The 18,303-nt window shown below is 64.3% G+C and carries 16 protein-coding genes; 10 read left to right on the top strand and 6 right to left on the bottom strand.

Features of this window, described 5'->3' with window-relative positions; all coding sequences use genetic code 11:
• Positions 1 to 256 precede the first annotated feature (256 nt).
• From TQ98_RS23110 to TQ98_RS23100, 3 genes are all read right to left on the bottom strand, one after another.
• Positions 257 to 3,070: an FAD-binding and (Fe-S)-binding domain-containing protein gene (locus tag TQ98_RS23110; RefSeq protein ID WP_044874046.1), complete on the bottom strand. Its 2,814-nt coding sequence runs from the start codon at positions 3,068 to 3,070 to the stop codon at positions 257 to 259.
• 54 nt (positions 3,071 to 3,124) lie between these two features.
• A complete protein-coding gene (gene lldD, locus TQ98_RS23105) occupies positions 3,125 to 4,270 on the bottom strand; it encodes an FMN-dependent L-lactate dehydrogenase LldD (protein ID WP_044874047.1) in 1,146 nt (381 codons plus the stop codon).
• A 75-nt stretch (positions 4,271 to 4,345) separates the two neighbouring features.
• Positions 4,346 to 6,034 carry a lactate permease LctP family transporter gene (locus TQ98_RS23100; RefSeq protein ID WP_044874048.1) on the bottom strand — a complete coding sequence of 563 codons (1,689 nt, stop codon included), beginning with the start codon at positions 6,032 to 6,034 and terminating at the stop codon, positions 4,346 to 4,348.
• A gap of 324 nt (positions 6,035 to 6,358) precedes the next feature.
• Here TQ98_RS23100 and TQ98_RS23095 point away from each other — a divergent pair, with 324 nt between their 5' ends.
• A complete protein-coding gene (locus TQ98_RS23095; RefSeq protein ID WP_044874049.1) occupies positions 6,359 to 7,126 on the top strand; it encodes an FCD domain-containing protein in 768 nt (255 codons plus the stop codon).
• 84 nt (positions 7,127 to 7,210) lie between these two features.
• On the opposite strand, the gene smpB is transcribed toward TQ98_RS23095, so the two are convergent.
• On the bottom strand, positions 7,211 to 7,690 hold the full coding sequence (smpB, locus tag TQ98_RS23090) for an SsrA-binding protein SmpB (RefSeq protein WP_044874050.1): 480 nt from the start codon (positions 7,688 to 7,690) through the stop codon (positions 7,211 to 7,213).
• 156 nt (positions 7,691 to 7,846) lie between these two features.
• Here smpB and TQ98_RS23085 point away from each other — a divergent pair, with 156 nt between their 5' ends.
• Together TQ98_RS23085 and TQ98_RS23080 are read left to right on the top strand one after the other, a co-directional pair.
• On the top strand, positions 7,847 to 8,281 hold the full coding sequence (locus TQ98_RS23085; RefSeq protein ID WP_044874155.1) for a type II toxin-antitoxin system RatA family toxin: 435 nt from the start codon (positions 7,847 to 7,849) through the stop codon (positions 8,279 to 8,281).
• Complete coding sequence (locus TQ98_RS23080) at positions 8,274 to 8,594, top strand: RnfH family protein (protein WP_044874051.1); 321 nt, start codon at positions 8,274 to 8,276, stop codon at positions 8,592 to 8,594. The genes TQ98_RS23085 and TQ98_RS23080 overlap by 8 nt, the downstream gene beginning before the upstream one ends.
• 53 nt (positions 8,595 to 8,647) lie before the next feature.
• Here the strand turns inward: TQ98_RS23080 and TQ98_RS23075 are convergent, their stop codons facing one another.
• Positions 8,648 to 9,175, bottom strand: coding sequence for an outer membrane protein assembly factor BamE (locus TQ98_RS23075; protein WP_044874052.1), 528 nt, complete (start codon positions 9,173 to 9,175; stop codon positions 8,648 to 8,650).
• A gap of 99 nt (positions 9,176 to 9,274) precedes the next feature.
• Here TQ98_RS23075 and fur point away from each other — a divergent pair, with 99 nt between their 5' ends.
• Entirely contained in the window at positions 9,275 to 9,679 is a 405-nt protein-coding gene (gene fur / locus TQ98_RS23070) for a ferric iron uptake transcriptional regulator (protein WP_044874053.1), read from the top strand.
• 57 nt (positions 9,680 to 9,736) lie between these two features.
• On the opposite strand, the gene recN is transcribed toward fur, so the two are convergent.
• A complete protein-coding gene (gene recN / locus TQ98_RS23065) occupies positions 9,737 to 11,410 on the bottom strand; it encodes a DNA repair protein RecN (protein ID WP_044874054.1) in 1,674 nt (557 codons plus the stop codon).
• Positions 11,411 to 11,566: 156 nt separating this feature from the next.
• On the opposite strand from recN, the gene grpE reads away from it, so the two are divergent.
• The 6 genes from grpE (at position 11,567) to leuE (ending at position 18,289) form a co-directional block, all read left to right on the top strand.
• A complete protein-coding gene (gene grpE, locus TQ98_RS23060) occupies positions 11,567 to 12,136 on the top strand; it encodes a nucleotide exchange factor GrpE (RefSeq protein WP_044874055.1) in 570 nt (189 codons plus the stop codon).
• 100 nt (positions 12,137 to 12,236) lie between these two features.
• Positions 12,237 to 14,150, top strand: a complete 1,914-nt coding sequence (gene dnaK, locus TQ98_RS23055) for a molecular chaperone DnaK (protein ID WP_044874056.1) — start codon at positions 12,237 to 12,239, stop codon at positions 14,148 to 14,150.
• Positions 14,151 to 14,278: 128 nt separating this feature from the next.
• Positions 14,279 to 15,406 carry a molecular chaperone DnaJ gene (gene dnaJ, locus TQ98_RS23050; RefSeq protein WP_044874057.1) on the top strand — a complete coding sequence of 376 codons (1,128 nt, stop codon included), beginning with the start codon at positions 14,279 to 14,281 and terminating at the stop codon, positions 15,404 to 15,406.
• A gap of 81 nt (positions 15,407 to 15,487) precedes the next feature.
• Entirely contained in the window at positions 15,488 to 16,291 is an 804-nt protein-coding gene (dapB, locus tag TQ98_RS23045) for a 4-hydroxy-tetrahydrodipicolinate reductase (RefSeq protein ID WP_044874058.1), read from the top strand.
• Between the two features lie 184 nt (positions 16,292 to 16,475).
• Positions 16,476 to 17,612, top strand: coding sequence for a glutamine-hydrolyzing carbamoyl-phosphate synthase small subunit (gene carA, locus TQ98_RS23040; RefSeq protein ID WP_103103061.1), 1,137 nt, complete (start codon positions 16,476 to 16,478; stop codon positions 17,610 to 17,612).
• 26 nt (positions 17,613 to 17,638) lie between these two features.
• Positions 17,639 to 18,289, top strand: a complete 651-nt coding sequence (leuE, locus tag TQ98_RS23035) for a leucine efflux protein LeuE (RefSeq protein WP_103103172.1) — start codon at positions 17,639 to 17,641, stop codon at positions 18,287 to 18,289.
• Positions 18,290 to 18,303 lie beyond the last annotated feature (14 nt).

Genomic DNA, 18,303 nt, shown 5'->3' with positions numbered 1-18,303 from the left:
ACGGATAAGCCACGGGCGAAAACCGGGCTCCTGGCGGTGGACTGCCTTGTTTTCCGTGGGTTCAGGTTTTTTTGTTACAGCGGCGGGGGCGAGGGGGCTTGTGGCGATTGAATGCCCGGGCGAGACGGATGAAGCCAATCCGGTAGGGTGCGCCGTGCGCACCGGAGATTCCGCACGGGCTTCCCGGTGCGCGCAGCGCACCCTACGGTCTTGTTGGGCCTCGCTGCGCTCGGCACCAACCTACGGGACCCAGGGGCTAAAGCCCTGCGCGGGGCTGGGTGACGCGGTCCACCAGGTAGACCAGCCCGTGGTAGTCGATACCGCCATGCTGGCTCAGGCCGATCTCGCAGGTTCGGCTGGTGGAAATGCCTTCCTCGCAGTACTGGACCGCATCTTTCAGCGAGCGCAAGGCGTGGGCATTGAGTTCCGGCGTGGTGAAGCCCTTGTCCCCGGCGAAACCGCAGCAGTGGATGCCTTCCGGGATCACCACTTCCGTGGTGCAGCGCCGGACGATATCGATCAGCCCCTGGGCCTCACCCAGGTGCTGGGTGCTGCAGGTGACATGCACGGCGACCGGCTTGTCCTGGGGCGTGAACTCCAGGCGCTCCAGCAGGTGGCTGCGGATGAAGCGCACCGGATCGAACAGTTGCAGCCGCGAATCCAGGCCGTCCTGCACCAGGCGCAGGGTGCACGGGCTGGTGTCGCAGTAGATGGGGTCAAGGCCACCACGGCTGGCCGCGAGCAGGGCGTCCACCAGTTCGCGGCGCTTGTTGTCGCCCTGTTCCGGGTAGCCCTTGGACGCGAACGGCTGGCCGCAGCAGAGGTTGTCCAGGTTCTCCGGGAACACCACCTGGTAGCCGGCTTTCTCCAGCAGCATGCGGGTCTTGTCGATCAGGGGCACTTGCTCGCGGTCGCGGGTGGACGGGCCCATGGCGCGGGACACGCACGCGGCCAGGTAGACCACGCGCGGGCGGTCGTTGCTGGCCGGCGGGATGACGTGGACAGGTGCTGCTGCCTGGGGCAGGGCGGGCGTCCATTGCGGCAGGCGATTGCCGGAGAGTTGGCGCAGGGCGCCGGCAGTCTTCTCCAGCAGCGGCGCTCCCAGCACCCGGCGAGCACCGTTGGCGACCCGCAGGGTCAGGCGCGTGCCCTTCAGCGCGGTCGCGAAGTGGTTGGCGAGCCAGTTGGCGCTCCCTTCGTGATGGGCCGCTTTCGCCCGCAGTTTGCGCACCAGATCGCCCGTGTTGATACCCACCGGGCAGCGCTCGGCACAGAGCCCGGTGGCGGCGCAGGTGTCGATGCCCTGGTATTGGTAGGCCTGCTCCAGATCGGTGGTATCGATACCGGCGCGTTGCTTGGCCTGGATATCGCGCCAGATCACGATGCGTTGGCGTGGGCTCAGGGTCAGCCCCTTGGACGGGCAGACCGGCTCGCAGAAGCCGCATTCGATGCACTTGTCGACGATCTCGTCGGCGGCCGGCAGCGGCTTGAGGTGCTTCAGGTGGATGTCGCGGTCTTCGCTGAGGATCACGTCGGGATTGAGGATGCCGCGCGGGTCCAGCAGGCGCTTGATCCGCCACATCAGCTGATAGGCGTCGCTGCCCCATTCCAGCTCGACGAAGGGCGCCATGTTGCGCCCGGTGCCGTGTTCGGCCTTGAGGGAACCGCCGAATTCGACCGCCACCAGTTGCGCCACGTCCTGCATGAAGGCTTCGTAGCGCGCCACCTGCTCGGGCTGCTCGAAGCCCTGGGTAAAGACGAAGTGCAGGTTGCCCTCCAGGGCATGGCCGAAAATGATCGCCTCGTCGTAGTGGTGCTTGTCGAACAGCGCCAGCAGGCGGTTGACGCCTTCGGCCAGTTGCTCGATGGGGAAGGTGACGTCTTCGATGATCACGGTGGTGCCGGTCTGGCGCACGGCGCCGACGGCGGGGAAGGTGTCCTTGCGGATTTTCCACAGCAGGTTGTACACCGCCGGGTCTTCGCTGAAGTCGACCTTCTGCTCCAGCGGGAAGTGGGCGATGGATGCGGTGATCTGCGCCAGTTGCTCGTGCAGCAGGTTCTGGCTGGCCGCGCGGGATTCGATCAGCAGGGCACAGGCGTTGGCCGACAGGCCCTTCACCCAGTCGGGCATGCCGGGCTTGTTCTCCACTGAACGCAGGCTGCGGCGGTCCAGCAGTTCCACTGCCGAGACTGGCTGGCTCTTGAGCAGGGTCACGGCCTTGCAGCAGCTTTCCACGTCGGGGAAGACGATCAGTGCGCTGGCCTTGTGCGGGTGGTCGGGCACGGTGTCGTAGGTCACCGCGCCGATGAAGCCCAGGGTGCCTTCGGAGCCGACCAGCAGGTGGCTGAGGATGTCCAGGGGCTCGTCGAAGTCCACCAGGGCGTTGAGGGACAGGCCGGTGGTGTTTTTCAGCCGGTACTTGTGGCGAATCTTCGCGGCCAGTTCGGTGTTGGCGCGCGTCTGCCGGCCCAGTTCGGCCAGCTCCGCCAGCAGCGGACCATGGCTGTGACGGAAGGCGGCGACGCTGGCGGCATCTTCGGTATCGAGCAGGGTGCCGTCGGCCAGCACCAGGCGCAGGCCGGCCAGGGTGTGATAGCTGTTCTGGGCGGTGCCGCAGCACATGCCGCTGGCGTTGTTGGCGACGATGCCGCCGATCTTGCAGGCGTTGATGGACGCCGGGTCCGGACCGATCTTGCGGCCGAAGGGGGCGAGCCAGGCGTTGGCATGGGCGCCGATGACGCCGGGTTGCAGACGGATCTGCTGGCCGCCCTGGCGGATGTCGCGGCCGTTCCAGTTGTCACCCAGGACCAGCAGCACCGAGTCGGTGATGGCCTGGCCGGAGAGGCTGGTGCCGGCGGCGCGGAAGGTCACTGGCACCAATTCGGCGTGGGCGGCTTTCAGCAGGGCGATGACTTCGGCTTCGCTCTCGACGCGGATCACCAACTGGGGGATCAGGCGGTAGAAGCTGGCGTCGGTGCCGAAGGCCAGGGTGGACAACGGGTCGTCGAAGCGGCGCTCACGGGGGATCAGGCGCTCGACGGTGTTGAGAAAGGGGATCGGCAGGCTCATGCAGTGTCCCGTCTGGTAGTGCGGGCTGCGGTGCAGCCCGCCGGGTTGTTGGGCTCAGTGGCCGAGTTCGCGTACCAGCGAGTCGGCGCTGATCTCGCTGATGGACTTGGCGCCGGTGAGCACCATCGCCACGCGCATTTCCTTATCGATCAGGTCCAGCAGATTGCTCACGCCCGCACCGCCTGCTGCGGCCAGAGCGTAGACGAAGGCGCGGCCGAGCATCACGGTGTCGGCGCCGAGGGCGAGCATGCGCACCACATCAAGGCCAGTGCGGATGCCGGAGTCGGCGAGGATCTTCAGGTCGCCCTTCACCGCGTCGGCAATGGCCGGCAGGGCGCGGGCGCTGGAGAGCACGCCGTCGAGCTGGCGGCCGCCGTGGTTGGAGACGACGATGCCGTTGGCGCCGAACTTCACGGCGTCTTTCGCATCTTCGGGGTCGAGGATGCCCTTGATCACCATGGGGCCTTCCCAGAAGTCGCGAATCCACTCCAGGTCCTTCCAGGAGATCGACGGGTCGAAGTTGGCGCCGAGCCAGCCGATGTAGTCCGCCAGGCCGGTGGGGTTGCCCCGGTAGGTGGAGATGTTGCCCAGGTCATGGGGCTTGCCCAGCAGGCCGACGTCCCAGGCCCAGGTCGGGTGAGTCATGGCCTGGAGCACGCGGCGCAGCGGCGCGTTGGGGCCGCTCATGCCGGAGTGGGCGTCGCGGTAGCGGGCGCCGGGTACGGGCATGTCGACAGTGAACACCAGCGTCGTCACGCCGGCCGCCTTGGCGCGCTCCAGGGCGTTGCGCATGAAGCCACGGTCCTTCAGCACGTAGAGCTGGAACCACATGGGCCGGTTGATGGCCGGCGCGACTTCTTCGATCGGGCAGACCGAGACGGTGGAAAGCGTAAAGGGGACGCCCTTGGCCGCCGCCGCCTTGGCCGCCTGCACTTCGCCACGGCGGGCGTACATGCCGGTCAGGCCTACCGGGGCCAGGGCCACCGGCATGGACAGGGTCTCGCCGAACAACGTGGTCTCCAGGCTCAGCTCGGACATGTTCCGGAGCACGCGCTGGCGCAGGGCGATGCTGGCCAGGTCCTCGACATTACGGCGCAGCGTGTACTCGGCGTAAGCGCCGCCATCGATGTAATGGAACAGGAAGGGCGGGAGCCTGCGCTGGGCGGCGGCGCGGTAGTCGGTGGAGGCGGAGATGATCATGAATTCGATCCGAGTCGGGGCTTCAGGGCAGTGAAAGGAAACCGGGCTGCGGCGTGGCGCAGCCCGGGCGCTCGATCAATGAACGACGAGCATGCCAGTGAATATGTAAGCCTGGGCCAGCGTGATCAGGCCGACCATGGCGGCGAAGAGCAGGCTGTGCTTCAGGGTGAAGCGGAACAGGTCGGATTCCTTGCCAACCATGCCGGTGGCGGCGCAGGCCACGGCGATGGATTGGGGCGAGATCATCTTGCCGGTTACGCCGCCGCTGGTGTTGGCGGCGACGAGCAGGGTGTCGTTGACGCCGATCTGGTGCGCAGTGGTGGACTGCAGCGAGCCGAACAGGGCGTTGGACGAGGTATCCGAACCGGTCAGGAACACGCCCAGCCAGCCGAGGAACGGCGAGAAGAACGGGAAGGCTGCGCCGGTGCCGGCCAGTACCAGGGCCAGGGTGGTGGACATGCCGGAGAAGTTGGTGACGAAGGCGAAGGCCAGCACCATGCCGATGGAGAGAATCGGCCACTTCAGCTCGACGAAGGTTTCAGCAAGATTGGTCAGACCACTTTTAATGTTGATCTTCAGGATGACCATGGAAACCAGGGCCGAAAGGAAGATCGCGGTGCCGGTGGCCGATACCGGGTCGAACTTGTACACGGCCGGAATCGCGGTTGCGGTGGCGACGATGGGTGCGCCTTTCATCACCAGTTGGTCCAGGTGCGGAATGGCGAACAGGAAGACGAACTGCTCCAGCGCGCCGCCCGGGGCGAACATCGCCTTGAAGGGCTTCAGGGTCCAGATGGTCACCAGCACGGTCAGCACCAGGAAGGGCGACCAGGCCTTGAGGATCTCGCCGAAGCTGTAGGGCGACGGAGTGGTGCTGCGCGGGCCGCCGAAACCGCCCATTACCGCGGCACCGCCGGACACGCCGACCACTTCGCGGTCTTCGGCACGCTTGGGCTGCCACACCTTGAGGAACAGGGTCAGGGATACCAGGCTCACCAGGGCGGAGGTGATGTCAGGCAGTTCCGGGCCGATGAAGTTGGAGGTGAAGTACTGGGTGATGGCGAAGCTGGCGCCAGCCACCAGGGCTGCCGGCCAGGTTTCCTTGATGCCGCGCCAGCCGTCCATCATGGCCACCAGCCAGAAGGGCACGATGATGGACAGGAAGGGCAGTTGGCGGCCGGTCATGGCGCCGATCTTGAAGGCGTCGATGCCCGTCACCTGGCCAGCGACGATGATCGGGATGCCCAGGGCGCCGAAGGCCACCGGCGCGGTGTTGGCGATCAGGCACAGGCCTGCGGCATAGAGCGGGTTGAACCCCAGGCCCACGAGCAGGGCGGCGGTGATGGCCACCGGCGCGCCGAAGCCCGCCGCACCTTCGAGGAAGGCGCCGAAGGAGAAGCCGATCAGCAGCACCTGCAGGCGCTGGTCGTCGGTGATGGACAGCACCGAGCTGCGGATCACTTCGAACTGGCCGCTCTTGACCGTGAGTTTGTAGAGGAACACCGCCGCGACGATGATCCAGGCGATGGGCCAGAGGCCGTAGGCGAAGCCGTAACCGGCGGCGGCGAAGGCCATGTCGACCGGCATCTGGAAGGCGAAGATGGCCACTGCAATCGACAGTGCCAGGGTGATGGTGCCGGCGATGTAGCCCTTCATGCGGAACACCGCCAGGGCCAGGAAGAAGAACACGATGGGAATGAGTGCGACGAGCGCCGACAGTCCGAGGCTGCCAAGGGGGGTATAGATCTGCTGCCAGGTTTGCATCTTGGGGTGGCTCCCTAATTGTTTTTGGAGTGCCTGTTAGCCGTATCGGGCAATGACCGTTGCGTTTGTGGCGCTGGGGCAGGCGAAGACCGAGTCGGCGCTGCTTGTCGGTAAAATTGGTAATACCAATTTACAAAAGCGACGGCTCAGGGTAAAAGCAGGTCTATCCTTGTGTCAATTTGCCGCTTTGCGACTTTGGTCGAGGGGTGGCGGAAGGTCGCTCGGCTTGTGCGTGGTCTGCGGGCTGGTTAGGCTGCCGCGTCGCGCGCCGAAAGCGCCGTGTTAGAAGGCCGCCCGAGGTGGCGTGAAGGGGTGGGTAGAGCAATGGGATTCGGTCAGGTACGTCAGCGCCGTCTGTCGGACGATATCGTCAGTCAGCTGGAGGCGATGATCCTCGAAGGCACCTTGAAGGCCGGTGAGCGGCTACCGGCTGAGCGCGCGCTGGCCGAGCAGTTCGGGGTGTCGCGTCCCTCCTTGCGGGAGGCGATCCAGAAGCTGGTGGCGAAGGGGTTGCTGGTCAGTCGTCAGGGCGGTGGCAACTATGTGGCTGCCGAACTGGGGACCACGTTCAGTGATCCGCTGCTGCAGTTGCTGGAGAGCAATCCTGAAGCCCAGCGCGATCTGCTGGAGTTTCGTCACACCCTGGAAGGCTCCTGTGCCTATTACGCGGCGCAGCGGGCGACGCCGGTGGATCATGAGCGGCTGACCGATGCCTATGAGGCTCTGCAGGCCTGCTACGCGCCAGGCAGCAAGGCGACCCGGGCGGACGAAGGGGCGGCGGATGCGCGCTTCCACCTGGCGATCGCCGAAGCCAGCCACAACGCGGTGCTGCTGCACACCATTCGGGGGCTGTTCGACCTGCTCAAGCACAACGTGGTGACCAATATCGGCGGCATGTACCTGCAGCGCAGCGAGACCCGCGGGATGTTGATCGAGCAGCACCGCGCGCTGTACACCGCGATCGTCGAGCGGCGGGCTGAAGAGGCGCGAGAGATTTCCCATCGGCACATCCAGTACGTGCAGGAGGTGCTGGAAGAGTCTCAGCTGGAAGCTCAGCGGTTGGCGCGGGCGCAGCGGCGGCAGGGTATCTGACGCGGCAGCCGTCGGGGCGAGCGCCGCTCGCGAGCGACACAAACAAAAACGCCGGGCAATGCCCGGCGTTTTTCTGGGTGGGGCTTATTCCTTGCCCTTGGTGCGCATCGCGCGCGCGATCTCGCGATCGGAATCCCGCTCCTTCTCCGTGGCGCGCTTGTCGAATTCCTTCTTGCCCTTGGCCAAGGCGATCTCGCACTTGATCAGGTGCTTCTTCCAATAGAGGGACAGCGCCACGCAGGCATAGCCCTTCTGCTGCACCGCGCCGAACAGCTTGCCCAGCTCGCGCTTGTGCAGCAGCAGCTTGCGGGTGCGCACGGGGTCTGCGATCACGTGGGTGCTGGCGGTTTTCAACGGGGTGATGTGGCTGCCCAGCAGCCAGGCTTCGCCGTCCTTGAGCAGCACGTAGCTGTCCACCAGCTGTGCCTTGCCGGCGCGCAGACTCTTCACTTCCCAGCCAGCCAGGGCGAGGCCGGCCTCGAACTTCTGTTCGATGGAATAGTCGTGCAGCGCCTTCTTGTTGAGGGCGATGGAGCCTTCGGGATGTTTCTTTTGCTTAGCCATAGGCCGCGCATTATAGGGAGTCGCAGACGGCGCGGCTACGGCGGCGTAGGCTTGAGCGTTATTGGCGGATCTCCGACAATGCGGCACTTTTTTCTGACCAGTCCGGCCCTGCGCATGTCCCGCGCGACGTGGTTCGGAACCCTGTTCGAGGACAAGATGACCACCCATATCCAGCGCTCCGCCCTGTTGCCTTTCCCTGCGCAGGCGCTCTACGACCTGGTCAACGATGTGGCGCGCTATCCGGAATTCCTGCCCTGGTGCTCGGCCGCCACGGTGATGGAGGAGAGCGAGAGCCATATGCTCGCCAGCCTGGAGGTGGCCAAGGGCAGCATCAGTCAGCGCTTCGTGACCCGCAACAAGCTGGACCACGGCAAGGCTATCGAGATGAATCTGGAGGAAGGCCCCTTCTCTCAGTTGCACGGCGTCTGGCACTTCAAGGCGCTCGGCGACAAGGCCTGCAAGATCAGTCTGGACCTGCGTTTCGACTACGCCGGCCCCATCGTCAAGGCCACTCTGGGGCCGCTGTTCAACCAGGCCGCCAACACCCTGGTGGACGCGTTCTGTCAGCGGGCGAAGCAGCTTTATGGCTGAGGACAACATCCAGGTCGAGGTGGTCTACGCCCTGGCTGGTCGCCAGCAGTTGCTGCGTCTGAGTGTTGCCAAGGGGATCAGTGCCCGTGACGCTGTTTTGCGTTCGGGGATGGAGGCTTACTTTCCTGAGCTGGACCTTGCCAGTTGCCCGCTGGGCATCTTCGGCAAGGCGCTGGCCAAGCCCGAGGAGCGACTGCTGGAGGAGGGCGATCGGGTGGAGATCTATCGCCCGCTGATTGCCGATCCCAAGGAAGTGCGAAAGCTGCGTGCGGCCAAGGCGGCCCAGGCTCGCGCCGGTGAGCGGGACGCCTGAATCCCGCCCATGAAAAAGCCCGGGACCAGCCCGGGCTTTTTTGTTGCCGCATTTTATTGCGGCGAAGTTTCCAGCGGCTCCGGAATCGGTACCGGTACCGGTTCTGCGGTGTCCACTTCCTTCTGGATCTTTTCCAGGAGCGAGCCCGGTGCCGGCGGCTCTTCGGCCTTGGGCTGCTCTTTCGGCTGTTCCGGCTTCGCTTCGGTGGCGGCGCCGTCGCTGCCCAGAATCGCTTCGTCACGGCTCACGCCGGGCATGAAGTCGCCGGCCAGGCCAATCAGCTGGTCATTGCTGTCGAACATCAGGCTGACACGTTCCTGGAGGCGCTGACCGCCGCCCGGCTGGATGCTGTAGAGGTAGTCCCAGCGATTGGCGTGGAAGGTGTCGGTGATCAGCGGATTGCCCATGATAAACCGCACTTGACGTCGGGTCATTCCAGGCTTCAACTGGTCTATCATGTCCTGCGTGACGACGTTGCCCTGCTGGATGTCGATCTTGTAGACCCCAGGAAACGAGCAACCGGCGAGTGCGAGCAAGCCTGCGAAGGAGAGGCTGGTCAGCAGGAGCTTGGTGTTTTGCATCGGTGGGAGACTTCCACTATCTTGGCTGGGCATTAAAAGCCCGATCATACCTGCATTAAGGGAACCTGCGAAAGCAGCATTCCTCGAGAAAAGCTGACCATGGTTGAAAACAACGAACTGCGTAAAGCCGGCCTGAAGGTGACCTTGCCTCGGGTCAAGATCCTCCAGATGCTCGATTCCACCGAGCAACGCCACATGAGCGCGGAGGATGTTTACAAGGCTCTGATGGAAGCGGGTGAGGACGTCGGTCTGGCCACTGTTTACCGGGTACTGACTCAGTTCGAGGCAGCGGGCCTGGTGGTGCGCCACAACTTCGACGGCGGTCATGCTGTGTTCGAGCTGGCCGATAGCGGCCATCACGATCACATGGTGTGCGTGGACACCGGTGAAGTGATCGAATTCTTCGACCCGGAGATCGAGAAGCGCCAGAAGGAGATCGTCAAGGAGCGTGGCTTCGAGCTGGTCGACCACAACCTGGTGCTGTACATCCGTAAGAAGAAGTAAGCGTTTTGCGTAAAGAAAAGGCGACCTGAGGGTCGCCTTTTTTGTTTCGGAGTCAGATCAGCCCTGCGCGCTGGTCACCATCTTCCTGGCGTGGGCCAGGGACTCTTCGGTGAGGTCGACCCCGCCCAGCATCCGCGCGATCTCCTCGATGCGTGGGGCTTCCTGCAGCTTGGCCACCGCCGTGCGGGTTTCCTGGGTGCCACGTTCCTTGTGCACGAACAGGTGGTGGTGACCCTGGGCTGCCACCTGGGGTAGGTGGGTGACGGTGAGGACCTGCCCGCGTTCGCCGAGACGGCGCAGCAACTGCCCCACCACTTCGGCGGTGGGGCCGCCAATGCCGACGTCCACTTCGTCGAAGACCAGGGTGGGCACCCGCGAGGTCTGTGCGGTGATCACCTGGATGGCGAGGCTGATACGGGAGAGTTCGCCGCCCGAGGCCACCTTCGCCAGGGCTTTGAGCGGTTGTCCGGGGTTGGCGCTGACCAGGAACTCCACTTGTTCCAGGCCGTAGTGTTGGGGGTCGCCCACCTCACTTGCGTGAAGCTGGATGCTGAAGCGCCCGCCGGGCATGCCCAGGCGCTGCATTTCGGTTTCCACGGCGCCGGCCAGTTGCCCGGAAGCGTCGCCGCGCAGCTTGCTCAGCTCCGAGGCCTTCTCCCGGTAATGGCGTTCATAGGCGGCCAGTTCTTCGGCAAGGCGTTCCGCTGCTTCGTCATCGGCGTTGAGGGCTTCCAGTTCGTCCAGCAGCCGCTGTTGCAGCTCGGCCAGGTCGGACGGCTGGACCCTGTGCTTGCGTGCCAGGGTGTAGATGCTGTCGAGGCGCTCCTCCAGGGCCTGCTGGCGCTCCGGGTCGGCGTCGAAGTGGTCGAGGAAGCGGTTCAGCTCGCCCATGGCTTCTTCGACCTGGATCTGTGCGCTGGACAGCAGGTTTACCGCTTCGGCAAGGGCGCCCGGCTGGGTATGGAAGGCGGTGAGACGGTTGAGGCTGGCGGTCAGGGCGCTGAGGACGTTGCCGGCGTCGCTTTCGCTGCACATCTCCATGACCTGGCGGCAGGCGGCCAGCAGGCTTTCGGCGTTGGCCAGGTTCTTGTGTTCCAGCTCCAGTTGTTCCAGCTCGTGCTCGCCCAGAGCGAGGTTCTCCAGTTCGTCCAACTGGTAGCTCAGCAATTGGTGACGGGCGCGCTGCTCCTCACCGGCACTGGATACGCGCTCCAGTTCCTGGCGGGTTTGCCGCCAGCGCTGGGCAGCCAGCTGCACCTGGCGGGCGAGGTCGCTGGCGCCGGCGAATTCGTCCAGCAGGCGGCGATGGGTGTCGGCTTTGAGCAGGGACTGGTGCTCGTGCTGGCTGTGGATATCGATCAGGAGTTCGCCCAGGGTCTTGAGGTCGCCCTGGGGGCAGGGGCTGCCATTTATATAGGCGCGGGAGCGGCCTTCGGCGGTGATGACCCGGCGCAGGATGCAGGGGCCGTCATTGTCCAGGTCGCGTTCGGCCAGCCAGGCGCTGGCTTCGGGAATGTCGCCGAGGTCGAAGCTGGCGAGGATATCCGCCTTGTCGGCGCCAGGGCGCACCACGCCGCTGTCCGCGCGATCGCCCAGGGCCAGGCCGAGGGCGTCGAGCATGATGGACTTGCCGGCACCGGTTTCGCCGGTGATCACGGACATGCCGCCTTCGAGTTCCAGGTCCAGGTGTTCGACGATCGCGTAGTTGTGAATCGACAGGTGTACCAGCATGGTGCGACTCCCGCGCTGAGATGGCTGGCTATTTATACAGTGTTTGTTTTCTGGCTGACAATCGCCTCTCCCCCTTGAAGCGACAAATTGCGACCCCATATAGGCGGACATATCAGCGGGTCTTTCCCGCAGCTGTCTTTGTATGAGGAGGAAGGCATGGCCGACGAACAGACCCTGGATACCCAGACCCCCGAAGCGAATCCCGCTGCTGAAGCCGCGTCAGGCGACGAGCTCGCCACCCGCGTACAGGTGCTGGAAGAGCAACTGGCCGCGGCCCAGGATCAGTCGCTGCGTGTCGCTGCCGAGCTGCAGAACGTGCGTCGCCGCGCCGAGCAGGACGTGGAGAAGGCACACAAGTTCGCGCTGGAAAAATTTGCCAACGACCTGCTGCCGGTTGTCGACAGCCTGGAGCGTGGCCTGGAAATCACCAGCGCCAGCGACGACTCGATCAAGGCAGTGCGCGAGGGCATGGAGCTGACTCTCAAGCTGTTCCACGACACCCTCAAGCGCTACCAGCTGGAAGCCGTTGACCCGCAAGGCGCGCCGTTCAATCCGGAGCACCACCAGGCCATGGCCATGGAAGAGAGCACCCACGTGGAGCCGGGCAGCGTGCTCAAGGTGTTCCAGAAGGGCTACTTGCTCAACGGCCGTCTGCTGCGCCCCGCCATGGTGGTGGTCAGCAAGGCGCCGAGCGCGACTCCGCCGTCGATTGACGAGCAGGCTTGAAATCCGCCTTCGGGCCCCCATCTGTTAATTCAAGCGTTTTAGTGCTGCCGCGGCCCGTGAAATGAGGCCGCGGAGAATCCAAAGTTTCGGGAGAGAGAATATGGGCAAAATCATTGGTATCGACCTGGGGACCACCAACTCTTGCGTGGCCATCCTGGAGAACGGCAACGTCAAGGTGATCGAGAACGCCGAAGGCGCTCGCACCACGCCGTCGATCATCGCCTACACCAACGATGGCGAAACCCTGGTGGGCCAGTCCGCCAAGCGTCAGGCAGTGACCAACCCGCAGAACACCCTGTACGCGGTGAAGCGTCTGATCGGTCGTCGCTTCGAAGAAGACGTCGTACAGAAAGACATCAAGATGGTTCCCTACAAGATCGCCAAGGCCGACAACGGTGACGCCTGGGTAGAAGTGAAGGGCAACAAGATGGCGCCGCCGCAGATCTCTGCGGAAGTGCTGAAGAAGATGAAGAAGACCGCCGAAGACTACCTCGGCGAGACTGTGACCGAAGCGGTGATCACTGTTCCGGCCTACTTCAACGACAGCCAGCGCCAGGCCACCAAGGACGCCGGCCGCATCGCCGGTCTGGACGTCAAGCGCATCATCAACGAGCCGACCGCGGCTGCGCTGGCCTATGGCATGGACAAGGCCAAGGGCGACCACACCGTGATCGTCTACGACCTGGGCGGCGGTACCTTCGACGTGTCGGTGATCGAGATTGCCGAAGTCGACGGTGAGCACCAGTTCGAAGTACTGGCCACCAACGGCGACACCTTCCTGGGTGGTGAAGACTTCGACCTGCGCCTGATCGACTACCTCGTCGACGAATTCAAGAAAGAATCCGGCATGGACCTCAAGGGTGACCCCCTGGCCATGCAGCGCCTGAAGGAAGCCGCCGAAAAGGCCAAGATCGAGCTGTCCTCCAGCCAGCAGACCGACGTCAACCTGCCGTACATCACCGCAGACCAGACCGGTCCGAAGCACCTGAATGTGAAGATTTCCCGCGCCAAGCTGGAAGCGCTGGTTGAAGACCTGGTCGCTCGCACCATCGAGCCCTGCCGTATCGCCCTGAAGGACGCCGGCCTCGACGTGGCTGACATCCAGGAAGTCATCCTGGTCGGCGGTCAGACCCGCATGCCGCTGGTGCAGAAGCAGGTGGCCGACTTCTTCGGCAAGGAACCGCGCAAGGACGTGAACCCGGACGAAGCCGTCGCTATCGGTGCTGCCATCCAGGGCGCCGTACTGGCCGGTGACGTGAAGGACGTTCTGCTGCTCGACGTGAGCCCGCTGACCCTGGGTATCGAAACCCTGGGCGGCGTAATGACTGCGCTGATCGAGAAGAACACCACCATCCCGACCAAGAAGTCCCAGGTGTTCTCCACTGCTGACGACAACCAGTCCGCCGTGACCATTCACGTGCTGCAGGGCGAGCGCAAGCAGGCCGCGCAGAACAAGTCCCTGGGCAAGTTCGACCTGGCCGAGATTCCGCCGGCTCCGCGTGGCGTGCCGCAGATCGAAGTGACCTTCGACATCGACGCCAACGGCATCCTGCACGTCAGCGCGAAGGACAAGGCTACCGGCAAGCAGCAGTCCATCGTGATCAAGGCCAACTCCGGCCTGTCCGAGGAAGAGATCCAGCAGATGGTGCGCGACGCCGAGGCCAACGCCGAGGAAGACCGCAAGTTCGAAGAGCTGGCCGCTGCCCGCAACCAGGGTGACGCGCTGGTTCATGCCACTCGCAAGATGATCACCGAGGCAGGCGACAAGGCCACCGCCGAGGAGAAGGCTGCCATCGAGAAAGTGCTGGGCGAACTGGAAGTGGCTGTGAAGGGTGACGACAAGGCCGAGATCGAGGCCAAGATGAATGCCCTGTCCCAGGCCTCCGCTCCGCTGGCCCAGAAGATGTATGCCGAACAGGCCCAGCCGGGCGAGCAGCCTCAGGGCGCTTCCGCGGACAAGGCTGCCGACGACGCCGTCGACGCCGAGTTCGAAGAGGTCAAGGAAAACAAGTAAGTGTCACGCTTGCTTCCGCTCCAGCGTGCGGGGTTTGACGTCCCGTACGCCTGACTGATCCGCCGCGCGGGAGCTTGCTCCCGCGTTGGCGTGTCTGGGGCAGGTGAATTCGAGAGTGCAGGAAACCTATGGCTAAACGTGACTTTTACGAAATCCTCGGTGTCGAGCGGGGCGCCAGTGAGGCCGAGCTGAAGAAGGCCTATCGCCGCCTCGCCATGAAATACCACCCGGACCGCAATCCGGGGGACAAGGCTGCGGAAGAGAAATTCAAAGAGGCCAACGAGGCCTACGAAATCCTGTCTGACGCCGGCAAGCGTTCGGCCTACGACCAGTACGGCCACGCGGGCGTCGACCCGCAAATGGGGGCGGGCGCCGGTGCCGGTTTCGGCGGTGCCAGCTTCTCCGACATCTTCGGCGACGTGTTCAGCGACTTCTTCGGCGGCCAGCGTGGCGGTCAGCGCGGTGGCCCGCAGCGTGGCAGCGACCTGCGTTACACCCTGGAGCTGGACCTGGAAGAGGCGGTGCGCGGCACCACGGTCACCATTCGCGTGCCGACCCTGGTCAACTGTAAGACCTGCGATGGTTCTGGCGCCAAGAAGGGCACCAGTCCGGTCACCTGTACCACCTGTGGTGGTATTGGTCAGGTGCGCATGCAGCAGGGCTTCTTCTCGGTTCAGCAGACCTGCCCGCGCTGCCACGGCAGCGGCAAGATGATCAGCGACCCCTGTGGCAGTTGCCATGGCCAGGGGCGTGTGGAAGAGCACAAGACCCTGTCGGTGAAAGTGCCGGCAGGCGTTGATACCGGCGACCGCATCCGCCTTTCCGGCGAAGGCGAAGCCGGCGCCCTGGGTGGCCCGGCCGGCGACCTCTATGTGGTGGTCAACGTGCGCGAGCACCCGATCTTCCAGCGCGACGGCAAGCACCTCTATTGCGAAGTGCCCATCAGCTTCGCGGATGCCGCCCTGGGCGGTGAACTGGAAGTGCCGACCCTGGATGGCCGGGTCAAGCTGAAGATTCCGGAAGCGACCCAGACCGGCAAGCTGTTCCGCTTGCGTGGCAAGGGCGTGGCGCCGGTGCGTGGCGGCGGTGCCGGCGACCTGATGTGCCGGGTCGTGGTGGAAACACCGGTCAACCTGGACAAGCGCCAGCGCGAGCTGCTCGATGAGTTCCGCAAGACGCTGCAGAGCGACGGATCCCATTCGCCCAAGGCCAGCAGCTGGTTCGAGGGTATGAAGCGCTTCTTCGGCGATCTCTAACGACGAGCTGGACGTTGCTGCCGGGGCCTGAATGCTTCGGTGCTGACGTCCAGCTCCAGGCTTCCAGCTTGGAGCTTTTTTATGCGACGTATTGCTGTGATGGGCGCCGCCGGGCGCATGGGCAAGAACCTGATCGAAGCGGTCCAGCAGACCCAGGGTGCGGGCCTGACCGCTGCCATCGATCGTCCGGACAGCACCCTGGTCGGCGCTGACGCCGGCGAGCTGGCGGCCCTGGGTCGCATCGGCGTGCCGCTTTCGGGGGATCTGGCCAAGGTGGTGGATGAGTTCGATGTGTTGATCGACTTCACCCATCCGTCGGTAACCCTGAAGAACCTGGAAATCTGTCGCCAGGCCGGCAAGGCCATGGTGATCGGCACCACCGGTTTCTCCGCCGAGGAGAAAGCGCTGCTGGCGGCTGCGGCCAAGGATATTCCGATCGTCTTTGCTGCCAACTTCAGCGTCGGCGTGAACCTCTGCCTCAAGCTGCTGGATACCGCTGCTCGTGTGCTGGGTGACGAAGTGGACATCGAGATCATCGAAGCTCACCACCGCCACAAAGTGGACGCGCCGTCCGGCACCGCGCTGCGAATGGGGGAGGTGGTGGCTGACGCTCTCGGTCGCGACCTGTCCAAGGTGGCCGTCTACGGCCGCGAAGGCCAGACCGGTGCCCGCGCTCGTGAGGCCATCGGCTTCGCCACCGTGCGTGCCGGTGATGTGGTGGGCGATCACACCGTGCTGTTCGCGGCGGAAGGCGAGCGCGTGGAGATCACCCACAAGGCCTCCAGCCGCATGACCTTCGCGCGTGGTGCTGTGCGTGCGGCTCTCTGGCTCGATGGCCAGGAGGCGGGTCTTTACGACATGCAGGATGTGCTGGGATTGCGTTGATGTGCAGATCAGGATGTCTTTCGGGTGGACCGAAATGACGCATTCCTGTAAACTGCAGCTTTAGTGTGTCCACTAAAAGTTACGCAGAAATGGCTCAGATAAAAAAGCGGGGTGACGGTATCAACGTCATCCCGCTTTTTTACAACCTGCGTTTGCTTCAGCCTTAGATCTACGGGAGGTCTTCTTGACTAAGCCAGCCATACTCGCGCTTGCCGACGGCAGCATTTTTCGCGGCGAAGCCATTGGGGCCGATGGCCATACCATCGGCGAGGTAGTGTTCAACACTGCCATGACCGGCTATCAGGAAATCCTTACCGATCCTTCCTATGCCCAGCAAATTGTTACCCTGACCTATCCGCACATCGGCAACACCGGCACCACGCCGGAAGACGCCGAGTCCAACCGCGTTTGGGCCGCCGGCCTGATCATTCGCGACCTGCCGCTGCTGGCCTGCAACTGGCGCAACAAGCAGTCGCTGCCGGACTACCTGAAAGAGCATGGCACGGTCGCGATCGCCGGTATCGACACTCGCCGCCTGACCCGCATCCTTCGCGAAAAGGGCTCCCAGAACGGCTGCATCCTCGCCGGTGACGACGCCACCGAAGAGAAAGCGCTGGAACTGGCGCGCAGCTTCCCTGGCCTGAAGGGCATGGACCTGGCCAAGGTGGTGTCCGCTACCGAGAAGTACGAGTGGCGCTCCAGCGTGTGGAACCTGGAAACCGACAGCCACCCGGAAATCGCCGCCAGCGATCTGCCGTACCATGTGGTGGCCTATGACTTCGGCGTCAAGCTGAACATCCTGCGCATGCTCGTGGCTCGTGGCTGCCGCCTGACCGTGGTGCCGGCCCAGACCCCGGCGAGCGAAGTGCTGGCCCTGAACCCGGACGGCATCTTCCTCTCCAACGGCCCTGGTGACCCCGAGCCGTGTGACTACGCCATCCAGGCCATCCGCGAGTTCCTCGATACCGAGATCCCGGTCTTCGGCATCTGCCTCGGCCACCAGCTGCTGGCCCTGGCCTCCGGCGCCAAGACCGTGAAGATGGGCCATGGCCACCATGGCGCCAACCACCCGGTGCAGGACCTGGATTCGGGCGTGGTGATGATCACCAGCCAGAACCACGGCTTCGCTGTGGACGAGTCGACGCTGCCGAGCAACCTGCGTGCCACCCATAAGTCGCTGTTCGACGGCACCCTGCAGGGCGTCGAGCGTACCGACAAGGTGGCCTTCAGCTTCCAGGGCCACCCGGAAGCCAGTCCTGGTCCGCACGACGTGGCACCGCTGTTCGACCGCTTCATCGCGGCGATGGCCGAGCGCCGCTGAGACCGCTGAAGAGGCTTGCGAAGATGATGCCGACCTTGGGAATCACCGACCTCTGGACCTACGTCCTGGGTACGCTGTTCATCGTCCTGTTGCCGGGGCCGAACTCGCTGTTCGTGCTCGCCACCGCCGCCCAGCGCGGCGTGGGTGCCGGCTACCGGGCGGCCAGCGCGGTGTTCCTCGGCGACGCGGTCCTGATGCTGCTGTCGGCATTGGGGATTGCCTCGCTGCTCAAGGCCGAACCCATGCTGTTCCTCGGCCTGAAGTACGTCGGCGCCGCCTACCTGTTCTACTTAGGGTTGGGCATGCTCCGGGGTGGCTGGCAGAAGCTGCGCCAGCCGGTCGAGCAGGCCGCTCCGGTCAAGGATGTGGACGTCAACCAGCCGTTCCGCAAGGCGCTGCTGCTGAGCCTGTCCAACCCCAAGGCGATCCTCTTCTTCGTGTCCTTCTTCATCCAGTTCGTCGACCCGGGATACGCCTACCCTGGTCTGTCGTTCCTGGTGCTGGGCGCGATCCTCGAAGTCCTCAGCGCTCTCTACCTGAGTTTCCTGATTTTTTCCGGTGTGCGTCTGGCGGCCTGGTTCCGCCGGCGGCAACGGCTGGCTGCCGGCGCCTCCAGCGGCGTCGGCGCCCTGTTCGTCGGCTTTGGCGTGAAGCTGGCCACCGCAACCCTGTCCTGATTATTGCAACGAGA

Origin of the sequence: Pseudomonas sp. LFM046, from assembly GCF_000949385.2 — a bacterium.
In the GTDB taxonomy this organism is placed as follows: domain Bacteria; phylum Pseudomonadota; class Gammaproteobacteria; order Pseudomonadales; family Pseudomonadaceae; genus Metapseudomonas.
Note: the sequence above shows the minus strand (reverse complement) of the source record. Positions and strands in the feature narration are given on the sequence as shown.